This is a genomic window from Acidovorax sp. 22279 (genome assembly GCF_052045435.1).
Lineage (GTDB): Bacteria > Pseudomonadota > Gammaproteobacteria > Burkholderiales > Burkholderiaceae_C > Acidovorax > Acidovorax delafieldii.
The window spans coordinates 38638-56732 of sequence record NZ_JBQEOV010000011.1 but is presented as its reverse complement, the minus strand read 5'-3'; the positions used below and the strand labels follow the sequence as shown (position 1 = coordinate 56732).

Sequence of the window (18095 nt, the reverse complement as noted above, 5' to 3'; positions counted from 1 at the left end):
GACCGATTTATACCCCCGCCGCTGACACGGCCCTTGCTGCGTCTCAATGCTGCAGTGCACTTCTTGGCAAAAACTCCACTCCCGTGCGCTTGACCAACTCCTGATAGCTGATCGGCCGCCCCACCGTCTCCCCTTCGCGGTTCTCTTGCCAGTGCGCCCAGGCCCTTTGGGTGGTCGCGTCGTACACCAGCTTGTACAGATAGGTTGGCACCTTCACCCCATTGGCTCCGATGCGGGGTCCAGCATCCGTGAACACCGGCCCCGTGATCACAAACACATCTCCCTTGGCCCGCTTCACATAGTGCCGTGTGTCCTGCTCAATCTTGTTCCAGGCACCTCCGTTGTGCTGGGCGTTTTGGGGAACCATGTTCGCCAAACTGAAACTCTGGGCCATAGAAGTGGGGGTGGCCATATCTCCCGCCGGCGCCATGTGGCCTCGGGAGTAACCTGAGTTCTTGTAGTCCTCCAGCTCCGCCCGCTCACCACTGGGCAGCCGCGCATCCGCGAAGAACCGTTTGGCCCGTTTCTCGTTGGCCCCATCCAGCATCTGCCGATTCAACCGCTGGGCTACGAACACTGGCGTCTTGGTGGTGCCGGAGTGCAGTACCGCAAACGCTTCATAGCAAAGCTCCCGCAATTGCGGACGGGGTGTGATGGCCGGTGGTATGCCATTCGCAAAGAACTGCGGACACTGCGCAAAAGAGGTGGGCTCGGGCGTGAGCAGGGCCGCACTGTCGAACTGCGGAAACCGCGCCCAGGAAAGATTGGGGAGAGCAACGCTGGCAAGAGACAGGGCCAGCACAGCTGCCAGGCGCACATGGCCTGGCCAAGAGAACAAACGATTCACAGAAAGAACATTCGGGTCGAACAAAACGGAGCCCGATTGGAGCACCATTCATCTCTCGCTTTAGGCCCGAATGCTCGGATCCCGCAGGGTTTTACAGCTGCTTGCAGAGTGGCGCCCACAAACAGAAAGGGCTCCCCAAAGGGAGCCCGATCTGCCTGCCCGCCCCTGCGGCTCAGTTAACACTCCCCATGGCAGCAGCACTCGCACTGTGCGAAGTGCCACCGCCATGGAAGTCCCGCAACTGCTTTAATCCAACTCAAGCAGTTGGTCTGTCAGATACGCAGGCATTCACAAGCCGCCTTGCGGGAACGCCTGCAGGTTCGTCAGTTTTGCTGAAGTCACGCTTGCCCTTGGTTTTGAAGGCTCGCCTACTCCGTAGGCGTTGGCTCGGAAAGCGACAGCTATCGCGCTAACTGGGTGCCAGCGGCCCTTTTTCATCAAGCTTTGCACCCGTTGCCGATATTTCTGTGGATTTGGCGCATTCTCCTCACGCCCTTTGTGTCGCCGAGTGTTGCACCACCAACAGGCAGCAACGATGTTTTGTGCGGAATCGCGCCCTTGATCCTGGCGAGCAGTTAGATGCTCAGCCGTGCAACGAAGGTACTTTTGGAATTTAGGCTTGAGTTCTTTGGGCGTGAACTCAGGCAACGCAGGTTCGATCATTGCCAAACCGCAGTAGAAGCAACGGCATTGTTGGATGAGCGCGGACTGGATACGGAGTTTGGCTATCTTGTTCATTTGGCAGCGGGGGTAGTGTTGAAGCTACTCCCGTTGCCGATAGCCGGACTGGTCGGGCGCCGGGGCATCGCACCACTCGGCTATGCGCCAGGTAACCCGGACGCGGCCGGGTTCGCGTTAGCCCGGACAACCAATAATTTATATCGCTGCGTCCAATCGGCGCAAGTACTGGCTGTTGTGCGCATGCGTCATGCTGACTCAACAGGTAACTCGACTTGCTGCGCCGGATCCTTCGCCCTGTGCACAAACAGCTCCACCGGTGGCACCTTGATCAGCGACTCTGCCTGTTCGATGCTGCCGTGCAGCCAAGCATCCCAATCCCCCTTTTCCAGCGGCACCACCGTGCGCTTGTCCTGCATGTCGGGCGGCCGCTTAGGGTCGGGCCGATGCATCAGGTTGAGCACCGGCACGTCGTCGCAGTTCTGCGTGATCATGGTGTAGCTGGGCAGCACCTCACCCGTGGCCGGGTCTGTCCACTCGCTCCACAGGCCCGCGAGACCCCAGGGCTCGCCGTCGGCGCGCTCGAACTGCCAGGGGATGTGCTTGCCAGTGCCCCAGTAGGGTTCGACGTACAGCTGTGCCGGGATGATGCAGCGCTGCCCCTTGCGCCAGGGGACACCGTAGGTCCATGACTTGGCCATGCCTTCGCGCCGGGCGTTGACGGTGCTCAGGCGTTTGCCGTCCTTGCCGGTGGGGATGTGCGTCTTGGAGTGTGGCGGGATCATGCCCCACTGTCCCACCACGAGTTCTCGCCCAGCTTCGCCCTTGGCCCGCAGGAACGGTCCCCGGTACAGCGGACTCATCTTGTCGCGCCACTCTTCCTCGGGCACGTCACCGAAGTGCAGCACCAGCTGCTCACGGCCCGGGACCTCGTAGTAGGTACACATGGCAACATTCTGGCAGCAGGGAGCTATACTGTAAATATGTACAGTCTTTGGAATTCCCCGCTACCCGTGCCGTACGACACGGCGGCGCAGTCGCTGGCCTTGCCCCTGTGCGGGGTGAGCGTGCGCGCGGGGTTTCCATCGCCAGCTGACGACTTCGTGGTGGAGCGGCTGGACATCATGCAGCTGCTTGTGAAGCACCCCCAGGCCACCTACTTCTGGCGCGTGCGGGGCGACTCGATGAGGGACGCGGGCATTGAGGACGGAAGCATCATCGCGGTGGACCGGGCGATCAAGCCCAAGCACAACAGCATCGTCGTGGCCATTGTGGACGGCGAATGCACCGTGAAGTATCTGCACCAGCGCGCGGGCCGCATCAAGCTGCGCGCGGCCAACCCCACCTATCCCGACATCATCCCCCGAGAAAGTCAGACCATTGAGGTGTGGGGCGTGGTGAGTGGGTGCGTGAAGCTGTTTCTCACCTGATCTGATGGACGGAGGCCAGCATGTACGCGCTGGTGGATGGCAACAACTTCTACGTGAGCTGTGAGCGGGTGTTCCGCCCCAGCCTGAACGGCCGCCCAGTGGTGGTGTTGAGCAACAACGACGGCTGCGCAATTGCCCGCAGCAATGAGGCCAAGGCCCTGGGCATCAAGATGGGGGCGCCATGGTTTCAGATACGGCACATGGAAGAGACCCACGGCCTGGTGGCCTTGAGCGCCAACTTCACCCTGTACGGCGACATGAGCAATCGGATGATGAGCCTGGCGGCGGGTCTGGGCCCCTCGCAGGAGATCTACAGCATCGATGAGTCGTTCATCGGCCTGCAGGGGCTGCGGGGCGATCTGCTCACACGCAGCCACGCCATCCGCGCCCGCATCCACCAGTGGGTGGGCATCCCCTGCGGTATCGGCATTGGTCACACCAAGACGCTGGCGAAGCTGGCGAATCACATTGCCAAGACGGCCGAGCGCAAACCCGGCAGCTACCCCGCCGAACTGGCCCAGGTCTGCAACCTGACCGCCTTGCCCGCCCAGGACTTGGACGACGTGCTGGCCAGCACGCTGGTGGAAGAAGTCTGGGGCGTGGGCCGCAAGATCGGCGCGCAGCTGCATCAGTGTGGGGTGCATACGGTGCTCGACTTGGCCCGGCTGGACCCGGCCATGGTGCGCAGGCGCTGGAGCGTGGTGCTGGAGCGCACGGTGCGTGAGCTGCAGGGTATGCAGTGCATCGAGCTGGACGACGCGCCCGAGCCCAAGAGAGAGATTGCATGCACCCGGTCATTCGGCCAGGCAGTGACCGAGCTGCCGCCGCTGGTGGAGGCCGTGAGCGAGTTCGCCAGCCGTGCGGCCGAGAAGTTGCGCAAACAAGGCAGCCTGGCCAGCCAGCTGCTGGTGTTCTGCCACACCTCCCCCTTCCGCCCCGGCCCGCGCTTCAACAAATCGGTGGTGGTGCCCCTGCGCCGGCCTACGGCTGACACCGGCAAGCTGGTGTGGGCGGCCTCAGCTGGCATGCGCCGCATGTACGAGCCTGGCTACAAGATGGCCAAGGCCGGGGTGATGCTGCTGGACCTGGTGCCGGGCAGCGTGCTGCAGGGTGAGCTGGATCTGGAGGAAGAAGACCACCGCGACCGCACCAGGCTGATGGTGGCGCTGGACACCCTTAACCAGCGGTACGGCAAGGGCACCGTGCATTCAGGTGCCACGGGCGGCACCAACAGGGGCAAGGACTGGGGGATGAAGCAGGAGAGGCGTACGCCGCAGTACACGACGCGGTGGGAGGATGTGCCGGTGGCAAGGGCCTAAGAGTGGGGGCGATACCGCGCTCGAAGTCGGCTCTGCAGCGGTTGCAGCCGGTGTCAGCCCGCAGATGTATTTACTGCTTTCTGGCACGAAGCAGTCTTTCACTGCAGCGATCCTCACGCTTCAATAGGAGCAAGACGCACTTTGCCAAGCCGCACATTTCTCGGTGTGACTTTGGGAATTGTTGTTGCACAATGTTTCTGAACACGAGATTCAGGACAGGAGGGAGACATGGCTCGCACGAACACAATGTGCGCCTTGATCGGGGTCAAGGATGGAGAGTCCACTGACAGGCAATCCATGCAGGCGCTCGGGTGATGTACGCACCTCGGGCTATGCCTTCCAGACACCGCCTACTTCCGGATGGACACGTCATCGTGACCGGAGCGGCCGGGGACTTTGCGTTCTTTGACCGTGAGGAATTCGATCGATTTCGCGCATCCCCGCAAAAGCTCGACCTCAGAAAACAAGCCGACTTGCGAGCCCGTTTTTTGCTCAGTGATGGTGCGATATCAAAGGGCATGCAACGCTTACTGGCTTCGCGTATTGCAGCGAAGCGAGAGACCGTTACCTCTGGTCCATCGCTTCATATCATCGTGCCCACCCTGCAATGCGCCCACTCCTGCCAGTATTGCCAGGTAAGCAGGTCTCTCAACGACGAGGGCCATACGATGTCGCTTTCGGATCTGAATGCAGCATGCGACACCATTCTCGAAAGCAAATCCAATCAGCTCACCGTCGAGTTTCAAGGCGGCGATCCGCTGCTGAGATTTGACCTGGTCAAGCATGCCATCCTGCGCATCCGTGCGGGAGCTGCGGCGAGCCGTCGAATTCGCTTTGTAGTCGCTTCAACTCTCCATCAGCTCGACGACGCGATGTGCGCCTTTTTCAAGGAACACAGCGTCTACATGTCGACCAGCTTGGATGGGCCTCGCGCACTACATAACGCTAATCGACCTACCCCAGGTCGAAATGCTTACGAACGTACCCTGGCTGGCATCCATCTCGCACGAGAAAAAATAGGAGCTGATGCCGTTGCCGCCTTGATGACGACAACCAAAGCGTCTCTGGCTTTCCCTGAAGAGATCGTTGACGAATATGTTCGCCAGGGGTTTCGGGAGATCTTTCTGCGACCGCTCAGCAGCTATGGGTTCGCCAAACGCAATCAAAACCTGCTTGGTTACTCTGTCCAGGATTTCGTGAACTTCTACCGGCGCGGCCTGGATCGCATCATGTATTGGAACCAGCGCGGTGTGGAGCTGCGAGAGGTCTACGCATCGATCCTGCTGAACAAGATGCTTTCCACCTTTGATGCGGGCTACGTGGATCTTCAAAGCCCAACAGGTGCAGGCTCTAGCGTCCTGGTCTACAACTACGACGGGTTCGTTTATCCCAGTGATGAAGCGAGAATGATTGCAGAGACCGGAGATCGATCGCTGCGAATGGGGCGCATTGGTGAATCCTTGGGCGAGCTACTCAACTCCCCGGTACGGCAGCAATTGGTAGAGGCCAGCGATGTTCGTTCCATGAGCGATTGCCGAGACTGCGCCTACAACTTGTACTGCTCGCCAAACCCCGTCGATGCCCAGGCTCAACACGGAACAATGACTGTCGCGGCGGGGGCAACTGAACACTGCCAGCGGCATATGGCTCTCTTTGATGCCATGTTCACGGCCCTGCGCACTGCTGACGAGGATACCTCTGCGCGAATGCACGATTGGGCACAAGTGCGGGAGTCATGCGCCAATGCGTAAAGTGTCTGCAGATCTCGATGAGAGATGCGGCCCGCGCGTGCGTCGGGTGGTGGATTTCGAGGGCTTTGCGGCCCAATGGGAGCCGTCTCTGTATTTCTTGGTTCGAGTTCAGACTTCCGAGGAGAGACGTTCCATTGAGGACTTGCAGAGTACCGGCCTAGACAACCTCGCTTGGGTCGTAAGCGATCAGCTGGAGATTGGGGACATCGTTGTCGCGCGCCCATTCAAGGGAGAGTTGATTGTCCTACTACGTGAATCTGATACCCACCACGCGCTGTTCCTCACTAATCGATGCAACAGCAACTGCTTGATGTGCTCCCAACCGCCGACCAAAGAAGACGACGAATGGCTCGTTGAGGAAGCCCTGGAGGCCATCCGGCATCTGAACTGGCATCCTCAGACTATCGGTCTCACTGGCGGCGAGCCATTGTTGTTGGGAGCAGGCCTGCGGAGGGTTCTGGATGTCATTGGCAAGAGTCTTCCCCAGACAGCCGTAGAAGTTTTGACCAACGGCCGGTTGTTTGCAGATGCCTCTGTGGTGCAGAAGGTGTTGACCGGCCTCACTACGAAGGTCGGTTGGTTGGTGCCTCTGTACGGGCATGCCAACTTTTTGCATGACTTTGTGGTGCAGGCCCCCGGCGCCTTTGACGAGACCATTGATGGATTGCTCACACTCCAGGAGTACCAACAAGAGATCCAATTGCGCTCTGTGCTGATTTCTCCTGTCTTGGAGGTGCTGCCGGAGCTAGCCATGTTCGTCGCTCGAAACCTTCCATTCATCCGAGAGTGGGCATTGATGGGATGCGAGCCAATCGGATTTGCTCTTGCCAATCGAGACGCATGCGAAGTGGATCTGGTCGCTTGGAGCACAACACTGGAGCAAACCCGCAGGGTGCTTCGCACCTACCGGATTCCCCACGTTTGGATGAACACGCCTTTGTGCGCATTGCCTCAGCCTCTTTGGCCTCAGGCACAGAAGAGCATTTCCGACTGGAAGAACGTCTTCGCACCTGAGTGTGAGGGTTGCGCAGCAAAGAAGAACTGCTCCGGACTGTTTGCGTGGCATGAGCGAGGCTGGAAACCTGCGCCCCTAAGAACAATGGAGACAACCGAGGTTAATTTATGAGCAAGTTCGTCCGAAACCTCTCTCTTTTCGTGGCGGGGTTGCCTTTACTGGTCACCAAGAGCGTATCGGCGGCACCCGCACCCAGAGCAGAGATGGAGCCGCTCGACTCGACCGGTGCCGTGCCGTTGCGCCCATTGAACTTGGAATCGGATAATCTGTTTGCAGGGCATCGCTCGCATTCCAGCCACAGATCGCACTCAAGCCACAGCTCTCACTACTCAGGCTCCAGCGGCGCCTCTAGCTACCGGGCACCCGCATACGTAGCGCCGAGCCCGGCTCCATCGTACGTAGCACCGTCCCCTGCCCCAGCATCTCCTCCTGCGACGAACCGCTACGTTCCGGAGTCTGCGCCAGCCCCGGGAGCACCTCGGCAGTTTCTGGATTCAAACAATGCATCGGGATCCAACACCCCTGCGAAGAATGGCGTGTCCCAGTCATCACAACCGGGCAAGCAGCCCCAAGCATCAGATGAGCTGACTCATCCAGAGAAGCTGCGGCTCCAGATCATGCGAGTTCAGATCAAGCTTCGCAGCCTGGGCCTTTACGAGGGATCGATTGATGGGGTGATGAATGACGGCTTGCGTGAGGCACTCAAGCACTTCCAAGAGCTGAAGGGATTTCCTAAGACCGGGACCATGACAACGCCTACGCTGAATGCTCTTGGTATACCTGCCGTGAACTGATGGCGCATGCAGACGGGCGCTTTGATGAACTACCTGCTAGCCGTATCTGTTGCGAGCATGCCAGCCGGCAACAATCGCAAATCATGAAACTCCCCTATCGCAGTTCGATCGCGATCATTGGTTTCTGTAGTACGTTCATTTCCGCATCGGCTATCGCGCAATCCAGCGTGGGCGCCGCGCCAAAGGGTGATGCGAAAGTCGTGGCTAGCAGGATCATCAAACACAATTTTCCGAGTTGCAGAACCGTCTCCAACGCCGTTAGAGCGCCTGATGGATCGATTCGTGCTCGGTGCGATACGAGCAACTACATGGTTTTCACGATCTTCAACGCGAAGGAAGGAAAGACCTCTGAGATCGCGCTGAACTGCAGTGCGGCAAAAAAGCTCTTGAACGTAGATTGCTGACGATTCATGGCCGCGAACGCCGTCACTCGATACAGCGCATCCCTAGGCTATCAACCATATCAGCCAGTGCCCCTCGCGGCAGCATCTATGTTCACCGTCCAAAGAACGGGGCGACTAGCCGCATGAGACGGCGGTGTCCACCTAGGGGAGGCAACGTTGAAACTGATAGTTCCGCCAGTATTTGGTGTCAACGAAAAGTACCGGCACGGCGCAGTGCGCCAAGTGCTATTGGAGAAGCAAGAGCTGTCTGGTCGGTTCGTGAAGTTCACAACGGACAAAGCGACCTGGCTTCGGTTTACGCCAGACACTGGCGGGCCAGATATTCTCCTTTTCAAGAAAGTGCCCGACGGCTTCACGATGCCGACAGATGTCTCGGTCTTGGTGAAGTCCAGCCTCCCCGCCGAGGTGCTGCCGGAGGTTGACGCGCAAGAGGCCCTATGGGACCAGCACCCGCTCTTGAGCGCAACGGCCGGTTTGGACGTTGCCGGTCGGGCGCAACGTGCTCGCGAGTCCTGGCGGGGAGCGTTCCACTACGTCGATGAGGACAGCGCCGCAAACGGCACAATCGCGCTTCGTCGTCCCCAGGTTGGGGCGTTGCACGCCATCCATGCGCATTGGTCGGTAAGCGACGGCGTAGCGACTATCGTGATGCCGACGGGGACGGGCAAGACCGAGACAATGCTCGCAACCACAGTCTCCAGCCAATGCCAGCGCATTCTCGTTCTCGTGCCGACGGACGCACTTCGAAGCCAGGTCGCACAAAAGTTTGTCACGCTTGGAATACTGAAACTGGAAGAGAGCGCCATTCTTGATGCGGCGGTTCAGCGCCCGGTAGTCGGCATCATGACCTCCGCGCCCCGTGACATTGGCGAAGTCGACGCCTTCTTCACCACCTGCAATGTGGTCGTCACCACCAGCCAACTCGCGAGCAGATTCACGCAGGAGGTTAAGAAGCGCATTGCATCGCTGTGCAGCCACTTGTTCATCGACGAGGCGCACCACGCAGAGGCACCGACTTGGAAGGATTTCAAGGAGCACTACGCTGACAAGCGCGTTCTGCAGTTTACTGCCACTCCTTTCCGAGAGGACAACCGACGCATCGACGGAAAAATCATCTACGTTTATCCATTGCGAAAGGCCCAGGCAGAGGGCTACTTCAGGCGCATTCGCTTCAGTCCAGTCTCTGAGTTCGGATTCAAGAAGGCAGACCGGGCAATCGCTCAACAGGTGTTGAAGGAGCTGGACACGGACGCCACAGGAAAACATGTGGCCATGGCCCGAGTCTCATCGACTGACCGAGCAAACCAAGTTGCTGCGATTTACCAGGAGCTCGGCCGCTTCAACCCCGTAGTCCTTCACACAAAGATTTCTACGACAGAGCGCAAGACGGCCCATGCAAAGCTGCGCTCTGGCGGGTCCCGCATCGTCGTATGCGTGGACATGCTGGGAGAAGGCTTCGACATGCCGGAACTGAAGATTGCCGCGTTCCACGACCTTAGGAAGAGCTTGGCGGTAACGCTGCAATTGGCAGGTCGATTCACCCGAGCGCGGAGCGACCTGGGCGACCCTGTTTTCATTGCGAACACCGCAAGCGTCGACCTCACCGAAGAATTGGAAAAGCTCTACTCGCAAGACCCCGATTGGAATGAGCTTTTACCGGAGCTTAGCGAAGCGGCCATCGCAGATGAAGTGGGCGCGCAGGACTTCATGGCAGGATTCGTGGGCAACCTCGGCGGCATCCCAATGAAGGAATTGAACCCGTCCGCGAGCACCGTGGTCTTTCAAACTGCCTGTGCGAACTGGACTCCGAAGAGGTTTCGGAAGGGTATCCGTGGAGCGACCAAGTATGAACAGGTGCATTCCTCTCTGAATGAGAAGGAAAACACGCTCGTCGTTATCACTGCAAGCCGACATGTGGTGCCGTGGACCGCGGTCTCGATTGTTCAGGATTATTCCTGGGAACTCTTCATCGCCTACTGGGACAGAGAACGCCAGCTTTTGTTTATCCATGGCTCCAGTAACAGCAGCGAATTCAAGGACCTTGCGAAGGCGTTGGCTGGAGATGACGTCACTCTCGTCGTTGACCCCGTTGTGTACCGCACCTTCCACGGTATCAATCGGTTGCTATTAACAAACGTTGGACTCGACGAGCATTTCGGCCGTCAGATTCGGTACACCGGGCGAATGGGGGCAGACGTTGGTTCACGGTTGTCAGAAAGCACAAAGAAAGGTGCACGGAAGGCTGTGCTGGCGGGCATCGGGTATGAGAATGGCTCGCGCACCACTATTGGCGCGGCCAAGCGCGGCCGCGTTTGGTCTGCACAGCGTCTGCGTATTGACACGTTCACGGCCTGGTGCCGCAACATCGGCGGGAAAATTGTTGACGAGACTATTGACCCGGAAGAGGTCCTCAAAGGGACGCTTATCCCGCGCCAGGTCGATGCTCGGCCCAGTGTCGTGGCCATCGGCATTGACTGGCCATCAGATGTCCTTGACGTTGTTGAGTCGATGACCACAGTCGTTTGGCCGTACGGCGCGGAGAACCGACTCACAGACCTGGGCATTGAGTTGATTGAAAACAGCGCCGACAAGCCCATCGTGTTCAGAGTATTTACCGATGAGCGTGAAGTGCGCATACGGCTCGAATTGTTCCGCGTCAGCGAGTCGGCGACTGACTTCAAGTTCGTTTACGAACGAAGAGACACCGCTCGTATTCGTCGTGGCGGCGAGCGTGACCTCTGCGAATATTTCACCGAGAAGCCTCCCACTATCTGGTTTGCCGATGGTTCTTCCTTGGAGGGCAATCTCTACGTCGAACTTGTGAAGGCTTTGGAGCTGTACCCCGTCGACAAGCTCGTAGCAGTCGACTGGACGGGCATTGACATTACTAAGGAATCGCAGCGCGACGAGAAGCGGCAGGACTCAGTCCAGTACCGCGTCATTGACATCCTGCGGAAGAATGGTAACTACGACGTTGTGTTCGATGACGACGGCTCCGGCGAGGCGGCAGATGTCGTTGCCATTCGCATTGACGACCCGAAGAACCCCAAGCGAATTGAAGTGGAGTTGTACCACTGCAAATTCTCGATGCACTCTGAAGCGGGCTCACGAATTGATGACCTGTATGTGGTGTGCGGCCAGGCCCAGCGCAGCATCGTGTGGCTTCATAACCGCGACCGTCGTAAGGACCTCTTTAGCCATCTGTTGAAGCGCAACGAACAGCGTGTGGACGCCGGGCGTCCTACGCGATTTGAGGTCGGAAATGACACGCGGCTCATCCAGCTTCGCGATCTGAGCAAGCGTTGCGAGCTACGACTCTCTGTATTTGCGGTGCAGCCCGGTGTCTCACAGGCCAAGGTCAGCCCAAGCCAGCTGACGCTCCTCTCGGTGGCGGACCAATTTCTCCAGGAAACCTATCAACTTGACTTCCATCTGTGGTGCAGTGCCTGAATAACGCATTTGCATACTTGGTCACTGGCTGCTATTGGCAAATGCGGTCGCTCCGAGCTCCGCCGGGGCAACGGCTGCAACCAGCCTGGAGCCGTCACGCCGTAGGTCTGCTCTGCAGCGGTTGCTGTCATCCGATCTGCGTCGTTGAACGCGTACTGTCGGCCAAAAAGCGGCCACTCCTGGTGGCAGTCAGTAGGCTAGGCGCTTCCAGCGCTGCGATCACAATGCGGAGGACACCCGCTCGATGAGCCCACGCATCCACGCCTGCGCCGCGTTGGCGTCGGCCCGGCGGTGCCAGATCAGGTTAAGAACGATTTCCGGCAAGGCGACCGGCGGAGGGAAGAAGGCCAGTTCCTTGCTGGCCAGCGCATGCGACGCCACACGCTTCATGACCGTGGCGGCCAAGTCGGTGCGGGCGATGACGGCCGGCAGGGCGAACATCTGCGGCAGGGTCAGGCTCAGGGTGCGTTGCTTGCCGTGCAGCGCTAGTGCCTCGTCAACCAGCCCGTGGCGCTGGCCTTCCGGCGAAGCCAGGGCATGGGGCAGCGCGAGATAGGTTTTCAAGTTCATGCCGCGTCTTGCCGCCGGGTGGTCGCGGCGGAGAATGGTGATGAACTCGTCCCGCAGGATGGGGCGCGCCAGGATGCGTTCTTCCGACTGGGTGGGCGTGACACCGATGGCCGCGTCGATGGCACCGGCATCGAGCAGACTCACCGCATGGTCCCGGTCGTGGTAGCCATGCACTTGTACGCAGATGTCCGGCGCCTCGGTGCCCAGCACCTGCATCAGCGGCGGCAACACGACGAAGGCAGCGTAGTCGGTCAGGCCCAGGTTGAAGGTCAGCCGGGCCTCCGACGGCACGAAGCCCGGTTGACGCACCAGGGCAGCCCGGATGCCGCCCAGCGCTTCCTGGATAGGCGCTGCCAGCTCGCGCGCCCGCGGTGTTGGCAATAGGCCGTCGGAGCTGCGGTGGAACAACGGGTCGCCCAACAGCAGGCGCAGCCGGGATAGGGCTGCGCTCATGGCCGGCTGGCTAACCCCCACATGCGCCGCAGCACGGGTCACATTCCGCTCAGCCATCAGTGCGTCGAAGGCCACCAGTAAATTCAAATCGACGCCATGAAAATCCATAAATCAAATAATCATATATATAAGATATCTGTTGGACAGATTTTATCCTGGCATCAAAACTACAGGTCTTCCAAACCTGAAAGCAATAGCCATGATCACCCAAGACCTCGACATGACCGAACGCCTGCGCACCGAACGCCTGGCCGTCGAGACCCTGTACCGCGCCTTCAGCGAACAATCTCCAGACCTCGTTGACACCGTGCTCGCCCCGGACTGGGACGACATTCCCCTAGCACCCGGCCAGGAGTCCGGCCCCGCAGGCATCAAGCCCATCATCCAGAGCGTGGCCAAGGCCTTCCCCGATGTGCGCGTCGTCATCCATGACGTCATCCAGGCGCCCGGCCGCGTTGGCGTGCGCGCCGAGATCACCGGTACGCACCTGGGCGAGCTGTTCGGCATTGCCGCTACCGGCAAGAAGGTCAGCTTCCGCCTGCACGAGTTCCACACAGTCGAGAACGGCTTGGTCAAGACGACCTGGCACATGGAGGACTGGTTCGGCCTGTTCCTGCAACTCGGCCAATTCCCGCTGCAGGCCTGAGCCTAGGAGTACCCCCATGAAAGCAGCCATGATTTCCAGCTTCGGCGGACCTGAGGTCATCACCACCGGCGAACTGTCGTTGCCCAGCCTGCAGCCTGACGCGGTGCACATCCGCGTCGTGTCCGCAGGCCTCAACCCGCTGGACGTGAAGATGATCGCCGGCTACCTGCAGCAGGTCTTCCCGGTCACCCACCCCTACGTACCGGGCACTGACTTCAGCGGCGTCATCGTCGCCGTTGGCGCCCAAGTGCAGCACCTGCAAGTGGGCGAGCGCGTCTACGGCCGCACGTCCCCGGTCGTCGGCGGCGCCTTCGCCTCCGAATTGATGATCGCAGCCACCGAGGTTTGTCCCATCCCGGCTGACATGTCCTTTGAGCAGGCTGCATCCCTGCCTACCACCTTCGGCACCGCCCACCAGGCGCTGTTCGCTGTCGGAGAACTGGCCGCCGGCGAACGAGTGCTGGTACACGCGGCGGCCGGCGGCGTCGGCAACATGGCAGTGCAACTAGCTCGCCAAGCCGGCGCCCATGTCATCGCCACGGCCTCGGAGCGCAATGTGGAGCTGGTCAAGAGCCTGGGCGCCCACGAGGTCATCGACTACCGCACGCAAGACTTCAGCGCCCTACGGGACATCGACCTAGTGCTGGATCCGCTGGGTGGCGAGACCCTGGAAAAGTCTTGGGCGGTTTTGCGTGCGGGTGGCCGCATCGCCAGCCTAGTGGAGTTCGGCATCCAGGACCGCGACGGGAAGATCGGACGCTCGGTGTTTTTCGTCAGCGCGGCACCGACCCTCGCACTGGCCGTGGTGCACTTCCAGGCCGGTCAACTCCAGATCATCACTGACTCCGTCTACCCGCTGGCCGAAGCCCGCGCGGCGCTTGAAAAGCAGGCCACCTGCCACGCACGGGGCAAAGTGCTGATTCGCACCCCCGGCTGAACAAGGAGGTCAACCATGACAACCAAGAATCCGGAAGTGGTTTTGGTCACCGGCGCTGGCTCCGGCATCGGACGTGCCATTGCCCTGGCACTGGCGCGCGCTGGACACAAGGTGGTCGCCAGCATGCGGGAACCTGAAGGCCGCAACGCCGGGCGCAGCCTGGCTCTGCGCCAGTTGGCCGAGACGGAGGGGCTACCCCTGCAGGTACTCGAACTCGACGTGCTGTCGGAGACAGCGTGTCGCGCCGCAGTGGACGCCATTGAGGCCGAACACGGTCGGCTCGACGTGGTGGTCAACAACGCCGGCATGCTGATGACCGGCGTTACCGAAGCTTTCTCGGTGGAGCAGGTGGCCCGCATCATCGACACCAACGCTCTGTCCTGGCTGCGGGTCAACCGCGCGGCATTGCCGGTGATGCGGCGCCAGGGCCGTGGTGTACTGATGTATGTCGGCAGCACCACCTCGCGCCTGCACGAGCCCTTTATTGGCCCTTACGTGGCCAGCAAGGCTGCCGGTGATGCTTTGGCCGAAGCCATGGCGATGGAGGTCCGGCCCATGGGTATCGAGAGCATCATGCTGGTTCCGGGCGCGTTCACGCAGGGCACGGAGCATTTCGCAGATGCTCATGGTCCAGCCTATCCTGCCATCGTCCGGCAATACGGCCCCTTGGCTGAACGTCTGCAAACGCTCGGCGGCAAGCTAGACGCTATCGACGCAAAACTCGGCGGTGCACTGGATGTATCGGCCGTCGGCAGGGCGGCCGTGCATGCACTGGCCCATCCGCGCGGCAGCCGACCGTATCGCGTCACTGTGGATGGGCAGCAAAAGGGCACGGAGGCCATCGATCGCGTTTACCACGAGAAGCAAAGCGCATTTCTGCAGCAACTCGGCCTGGGAGATATGGTCCTGCCATGCGCATAGGCACCACTCCTAAACCAACTAAATTTACAAGAAGTTCGCCATGAGCCCACCCTCCACCCGCGCCGCCATCGTGACCGGTGCGTCACGCGGCATCGGCCGTGACATCGCCTTGCGGCTGGCGCAAGACGGCCATGCCGTGGCTGTCGGCTATGCGCACGACCCGGCAAAGGCACAGGAAGTGGTAACCGCCATCGTAAACGGCGGTGGTCGTGCCCTCGCCATTCAGGCCGACGTGTCCGCGCAGGACGATGTCGAACGCCTGTTCTCAACCGCTCAATCGGCCTTCGGCCGGCTGGATGCGGTGGTCTGCAGTGCCGGCGTCATGGGTATGGCAACGGTGCGAATGGAAAACGTCGCGGATTTCGACTCCATGATGGCGGTCAACGCCCGCGGCACCTTCCTGGTGCTGGCGAAGGCTGCGGAAACGCTGGCCGAAGGCGGACGCATCGTGGCGCTCTCAAGCAGCGTCATTGCCAAGGCCTCGCCCGGCTATGGTCCATACATCGCGTCGAAGGCTGCCGTGGAAGGCTTGGTCCATGTGCTGGCCAACGAGCTGCGCGGGCGCGGGATTACCGTCAATGCCGTGGCACCTGGACCGGTAGCCACCGAGTTGTTTTTTAAGGGCAAGACCGAAGAGCAGGTGGCGATGCTGTCCAAAATGGCGCCGCTGGAGCGGCTGGGTGAACCCACAGACATCGCAGGCGCTGTCTCGTTCCTTTTGGGTCCTGACGGCGGTTGGGTACATGGGCAGGTGCTGCGGGTAAACGGCGGATTCGCCTAAAGCCGCGCTCGTTCGCCCACTTCACCAATGTCTGCTTTGGACCGATTGCGTATGTCCAATGACAGCTGATCAACGACAGCAATCAGCCTTGAGCAGTCCTCAGTCCTCGGACCTCGGTTTGGCAGTGCTACAGGCTGCGTAGCCGTTCAACCAGCGCCTCGGCATTGGCCGCGGTCATACCTGTCTTGCCATCCACGAGGAACAAGGAGCGATTGAACGTACGGTACAGCCATGAGCGGTCGTCAATAGCCAACCATGGAAACGCAACGCGATCATTTGTACGTAGCCACCGTTGCATTCGAATTCCCGTTCGAAAGCCTGGAGCGGCTCAGGAACGCTCTCCAACTGGCTGAGTTTTGCTGTGACACCGACGATGCGATGGGCAACGTCACGGTAGAACCGGGCGCGTAGCTGTTCGAACGGAGCTTGAAGACGCCAGTACTGGTGATCACAACGTCCCAGTCGGAAGTACGGCGCAGCACTTGTTCGAAGACTGGCAGGCAGCAGAAATGCCGAGACTCCTGGCAGTGCTCCGGATGCAAGACGCCGTCCAAGCCCAAGAAACGCACCAAAAATGTATAGGGGGATATCTGCTGTAGGGAGCTCCTGACACAGTTGAGATTTCGCAGGTATTCCGCTAGCACTCGGAGATGGCGTCGGCGCGTTGCTACCCGAGTCCTGTAGTCCTGAGGTGGCTCTTTGGCGACACAAGTAGGCACCTCCAGCCTTTCCTGGAAGAAGTAATGCGTGCCCTCCACGTTGATTTGCGTGCTAGATCGCAATGTGTAATAGTAGAACAATGTTCGTATATCCCACATCTCAAGGAGAGCTAATTCGAGCCGCGCGCGGTACACGTACGCAGGCTGAATTTGCGAAGTTGCTAGGTTGCGACCGCTCTTGTCTCTCGCGCTATGAGAGGGAACAGCTCGGCGCTTCCCCCATGGTGATTAGTCGATGCTTAGACATAGTTGCGAAGTCGATGAGGAGCAGCGGGGAGACGCCTGGGCCATATGACCGTGCGCTTACGCAAGCGCGCAGTGTTGTTGCAGAACTGGAGAGGTTGGGGAACAAATGAATCTGCCGCTCTTGGCGCCTATGCCGCACGAGTTCGTGCTTGCCCACGCTGGGAGGATTGGATTCTTTTTCTGCGGTCGAATTTCCAAGAGCCAAAGGTTCCGGCTCATTGAGAGGGCCGCGGAGAAGCACTGCGAAGGCGCGGCTGCGTTCTCTTTGCTGGAGCAGGTGACCACGATCGCGGGAATGAACGCCTCAGACTACGCGAGGCGCCACAGCCTTTTGCCTGCGCTCAGAGTCGCAGAGCGGGATGCAGCGCCAGCCCTTCATGGATCTACTGTCAAGCCAGAGATCACAAAACTCGTCGGATCGAGACTGCACACAGACAGAGTGCACCTGTGCCCCAAGTGTGTAGCAGAAGATCTGTCGCACTGGGGTTATAGCTGGTTTCGACGTACCCACAATCTTGTAGGTGTTGAGGCCTGCCCCTTACACAGTGAGGCTTTGCACTGGGTGAACCATCCAGACCCGTTTTCACTTCTTCCGCAGCACTGGGTGAAGCTGGGCGAGATCAAGCGCGTTGAGTATGACGATGCTAGTGAAGCAGAACGCCAGTTTCAAACTCGCTTACAAGATATCTATGAGATCTTTCTCGAGCGAGAAAGACCATTCGGATTGACATCAATCGGTGGATTCTTGGCCAGGAGGTTGGAAGAACTCGATCAGAAGAACAGCCTTTCCGGGAAGAATCCCCTGCTTAGCGACTATGTTCTGAACTCTGCACCACGAGCGTGGCTTGGTCGCCATTTGCCAAAGCTTGGCAAGAATGAGCCTGGAAAGCGTCTTCCTGCACTTGATCGGCTTCACAGGTTCAAAGTTGTCCCAGGCTCGGGTTTCGCCTATGCCCTGGCACTTACGACGCTCTTCGATTCAGCGGAGGACGCGGCTCGATCAATTGCTATCCGAGTTGTCCGACATGGGCAGGATGATGAGAAATCCGCAATGAAATCTTAGTAATCGCCTTAGCTCAGAGATCTGATTTTCTGAAGGTCTGCGTAAATTGCGCAGGCAGCTTGGTGCTTTTG

At 59.6% G+C, this 18095-nt stretch carries 18 protein-coding genes; 14 read left to right on the top strand and 4 right to left on the bottom strand.

Annotated elements, in window-relative coordinates:
* Positions 1–43: 43 nt before the first annotated feature.
* The 3 genes from ACTJKQ_RS15405 to ACTJKQ_RS15395 form a co-directional block, all read right to left on the bottom strand.
* On the bottom strand, positions 44–895 hold the full coding sequence (locus ACTJKQ_RS15405) for a DNA/RNA non-specific endonuclease (RefSeq protein WP_440597361.1): 852 nt from the start codon (positions 893–895) through the stop codon (positions 44–46).
* Between the two features lie 240 nt (positions 896–1135).
* Complete coding sequence (locus ACTJKQ_RS15400) at positions 1136–1585, bottom strand: HNH endonuclease (protein WP_440597360.1); 450 nt, start codon at positions 1583–1585, stop codon at positions 1136–1138.
* A 188-nt stretch (positions 1586–1773) separates the two neighbouring features.
* Positions 1774–2472, bottom strand: coding sequence for an SOS response-associated peptidase (locus tag ACTJKQ_RS15395; protein ID WP_440597359.1), 699 nt, complete (start codon positions 2470–2472; stop codon positions 1774–1776).
* Positions 2473–2508: 36 nt separating this feature from the next.
* On the opposite strand from ACTJKQ_RS15395, the gene ACTJKQ_RS15390 reads away from it, so the two are divergent.
* The 7 genes from ACTJKQ_RS15390 (at position 2509) to ACTJKQ_RS15360 (ending at position 11688) form a co-directional block, all read left to right on the top strand.
* Positions 2509–2955: a LexA family protein gene (locus ACTJKQ_RS15390; RefSeq protein WP_056642969.1), complete on the top strand. Its 447-nt coding sequence runs from the start codon at positions 2509–2511 to the stop codon at positions 2953–2955.
* Positions 2956–2975: 20 nt separating this feature from the next.
* Positions 2976–4274, top strand: coding sequence for a Y-family DNA polymerase (locus tag ACTJKQ_RS15385; RefSeq protein WP_440597358.1), 1299 nt, complete (start codon positions 2976–2978; stop codon positions 4272–4274).
* 314 nt (positions 4275–4588) lie between these two features.
* Positions 4589–6025, top strand: a complete 1437-nt coding sequence (gene hxsB / locus ACTJKQ_RS15380; protein ID WP_440597357.1) for a His-Xaa-Ser system radical SAM maturase HxsB — start codon at positions 4589–4591, stop codon at positions 6023–6025.
* Positions 6018–7151 carry a His-Xaa-Ser system radical SAM maturase HxsC gene (gene hxsC / locus ACTJKQ_RS15375; protein ID WP_440597356.1) on the top strand — a complete coding sequence of 378 codons (1134 nt, stop codon included), beginning with the start codon at positions 6018–6020 and terminating at the stop codon, positions 7149–7151. The genes hxsB and hxsC overlap by 8 nt, the downstream gene beginning before the upstream one ends.
* Positions 7148–7834: a His-Xaa-Ser repeat protein HxsA gene (hxsA, locus tag ACTJKQ_RS15370; protein WP_440597355.1), complete on the top strand. Its 687-nt coding sequence runs from the start codon at positions 7148–7150 to the stop codon at positions 7832–7834. Before hxsC ends, hxsA begins: the two co-directional genes overlap by 4 nt.
* An 83-nt stretch (positions 7835–7917) precedes the next feature.
* A complete protein-coding gene (locus ACTJKQ_RS15365; RefSeq protein WP_440597354.1) occupies positions 7918–8238 on the top strand; it encodes a hypothetical protein in 321 nt (106 codons plus the stop codon).
* A 156-nt stretch (positions 8239–8394) separates the two neighbouring features.
* Positions 8395–11688: a DEAD/DEAH box helicase gene (locus ACTJKQ_RS15360; protein ID WP_440597353.1), complete on the top strand. Its 3294-nt coding sequence runs from the start codon at positions 8395–8397 to the stop codon at positions 11686–11688.
* Positions 11689–11907: 219 nt separating this feature from the next.
* On the opposite strand, the gene ACTJKQ_RS15355 is transcribed toward ACTJKQ_RS15360, so the two are convergent.
* Entirely contained in the window at positions 11908–12768 is an 861-nt protein-coding gene (locus ACTJKQ_RS15355; RefSeq protein ID WP_440597426.1) for a LysR family transcriptional regulator, read from the bottom strand.
* Positions 12769–12910: 142 nt separating this feature from the next.
* Here ACTJKQ_RS15355 and ACTJKQ_RS15350 point away from each other — a divergent pair, with 142 nt between their 5' ends.
* The 7 genes from ACTJKQ_RS15350 to ACTJKQ_RS15320 all read left to right on the top strand — a co-directional run bounded on the left by ACTJKQ_RS15350 (position 12911) and on the right by ACTJKQ_RS15320 (position 18024).
* Complete coding sequence (locus ACTJKQ_RS15350; RefSeq protein ID WP_440597352.1) at positions 12911–13357, top strand: ester cyclase; 447 nt, start codon at positions 12911–12913, stop codon at positions 13355–13357.
* A gap of 16 nt (positions 13358–13373) precedes the next feature.
* A complete protein-coding gene (locus tag ACTJKQ_RS15345; RefSeq protein WP_440597351.1) occupies positions 13374–14294 on the top strand; it encodes an NADP-dependent oxidoreductase in 921 nt (306 codons plus the stop codon).
* 15 nt (positions 14295–14309) lie between these two features.
* Entirely contained in the window at positions 14310–15215 is a 906-nt protein-coding gene (locus ACTJKQ_RS15340) for an SDR family NAD(P)-dependent oxidoreductase (RefSeq protein ID WP_440597350.1), read from the top strand.
* 40 nt (positions 15216–15255) lie between these two features.
* A complete protein-coding gene (locus ACTJKQ_RS15335; RefSeq protein WP_440597349.1) occupies positions 15256–15996 on the top strand; it encodes an SDR family oxidoreductase in 741 nt (246 codons plus the stop codon).
* A 255-nt stretch (positions 15997–16251) separates the two neighbouring features.
* On the top strand, positions 16252–16407 hold the full coding sequence (locus ACTJKQ_RS15330; protein WP_440597348.1) for a hypothetical protein: 156 nt from the start codon (positions 16252–16254) through the stop codon (positions 16405–16407).
* A gap of 370 nt (positions 16408–16777) precedes the next feature.
* Complete coding sequence (locus tag ACTJKQ_RS15325; RefSeq protein ID WP_440597347.1) at positions 16778–17071, top strand: helix-turn-helix domain-containing protein; 294 nt, start codon at positions 16778–16780, stop codon at positions 17069–17071.
* Positions 17068–18024: a TniQ family protein gene (locus ACTJKQ_RS15320; protein WP_440597346.1), complete on the top strand. Its 957-nt coding sequence runs from the start codon at positions 17068–17070 to the stop codon at positions 18022–18024. Before ACTJKQ_RS15325 ends, ACTJKQ_RS15320 begins: the two co-directional genes overlap by 4 nt.
* The last annotated feature ends 71 nt before the right edge of the window (positions 18025–18095 follow it).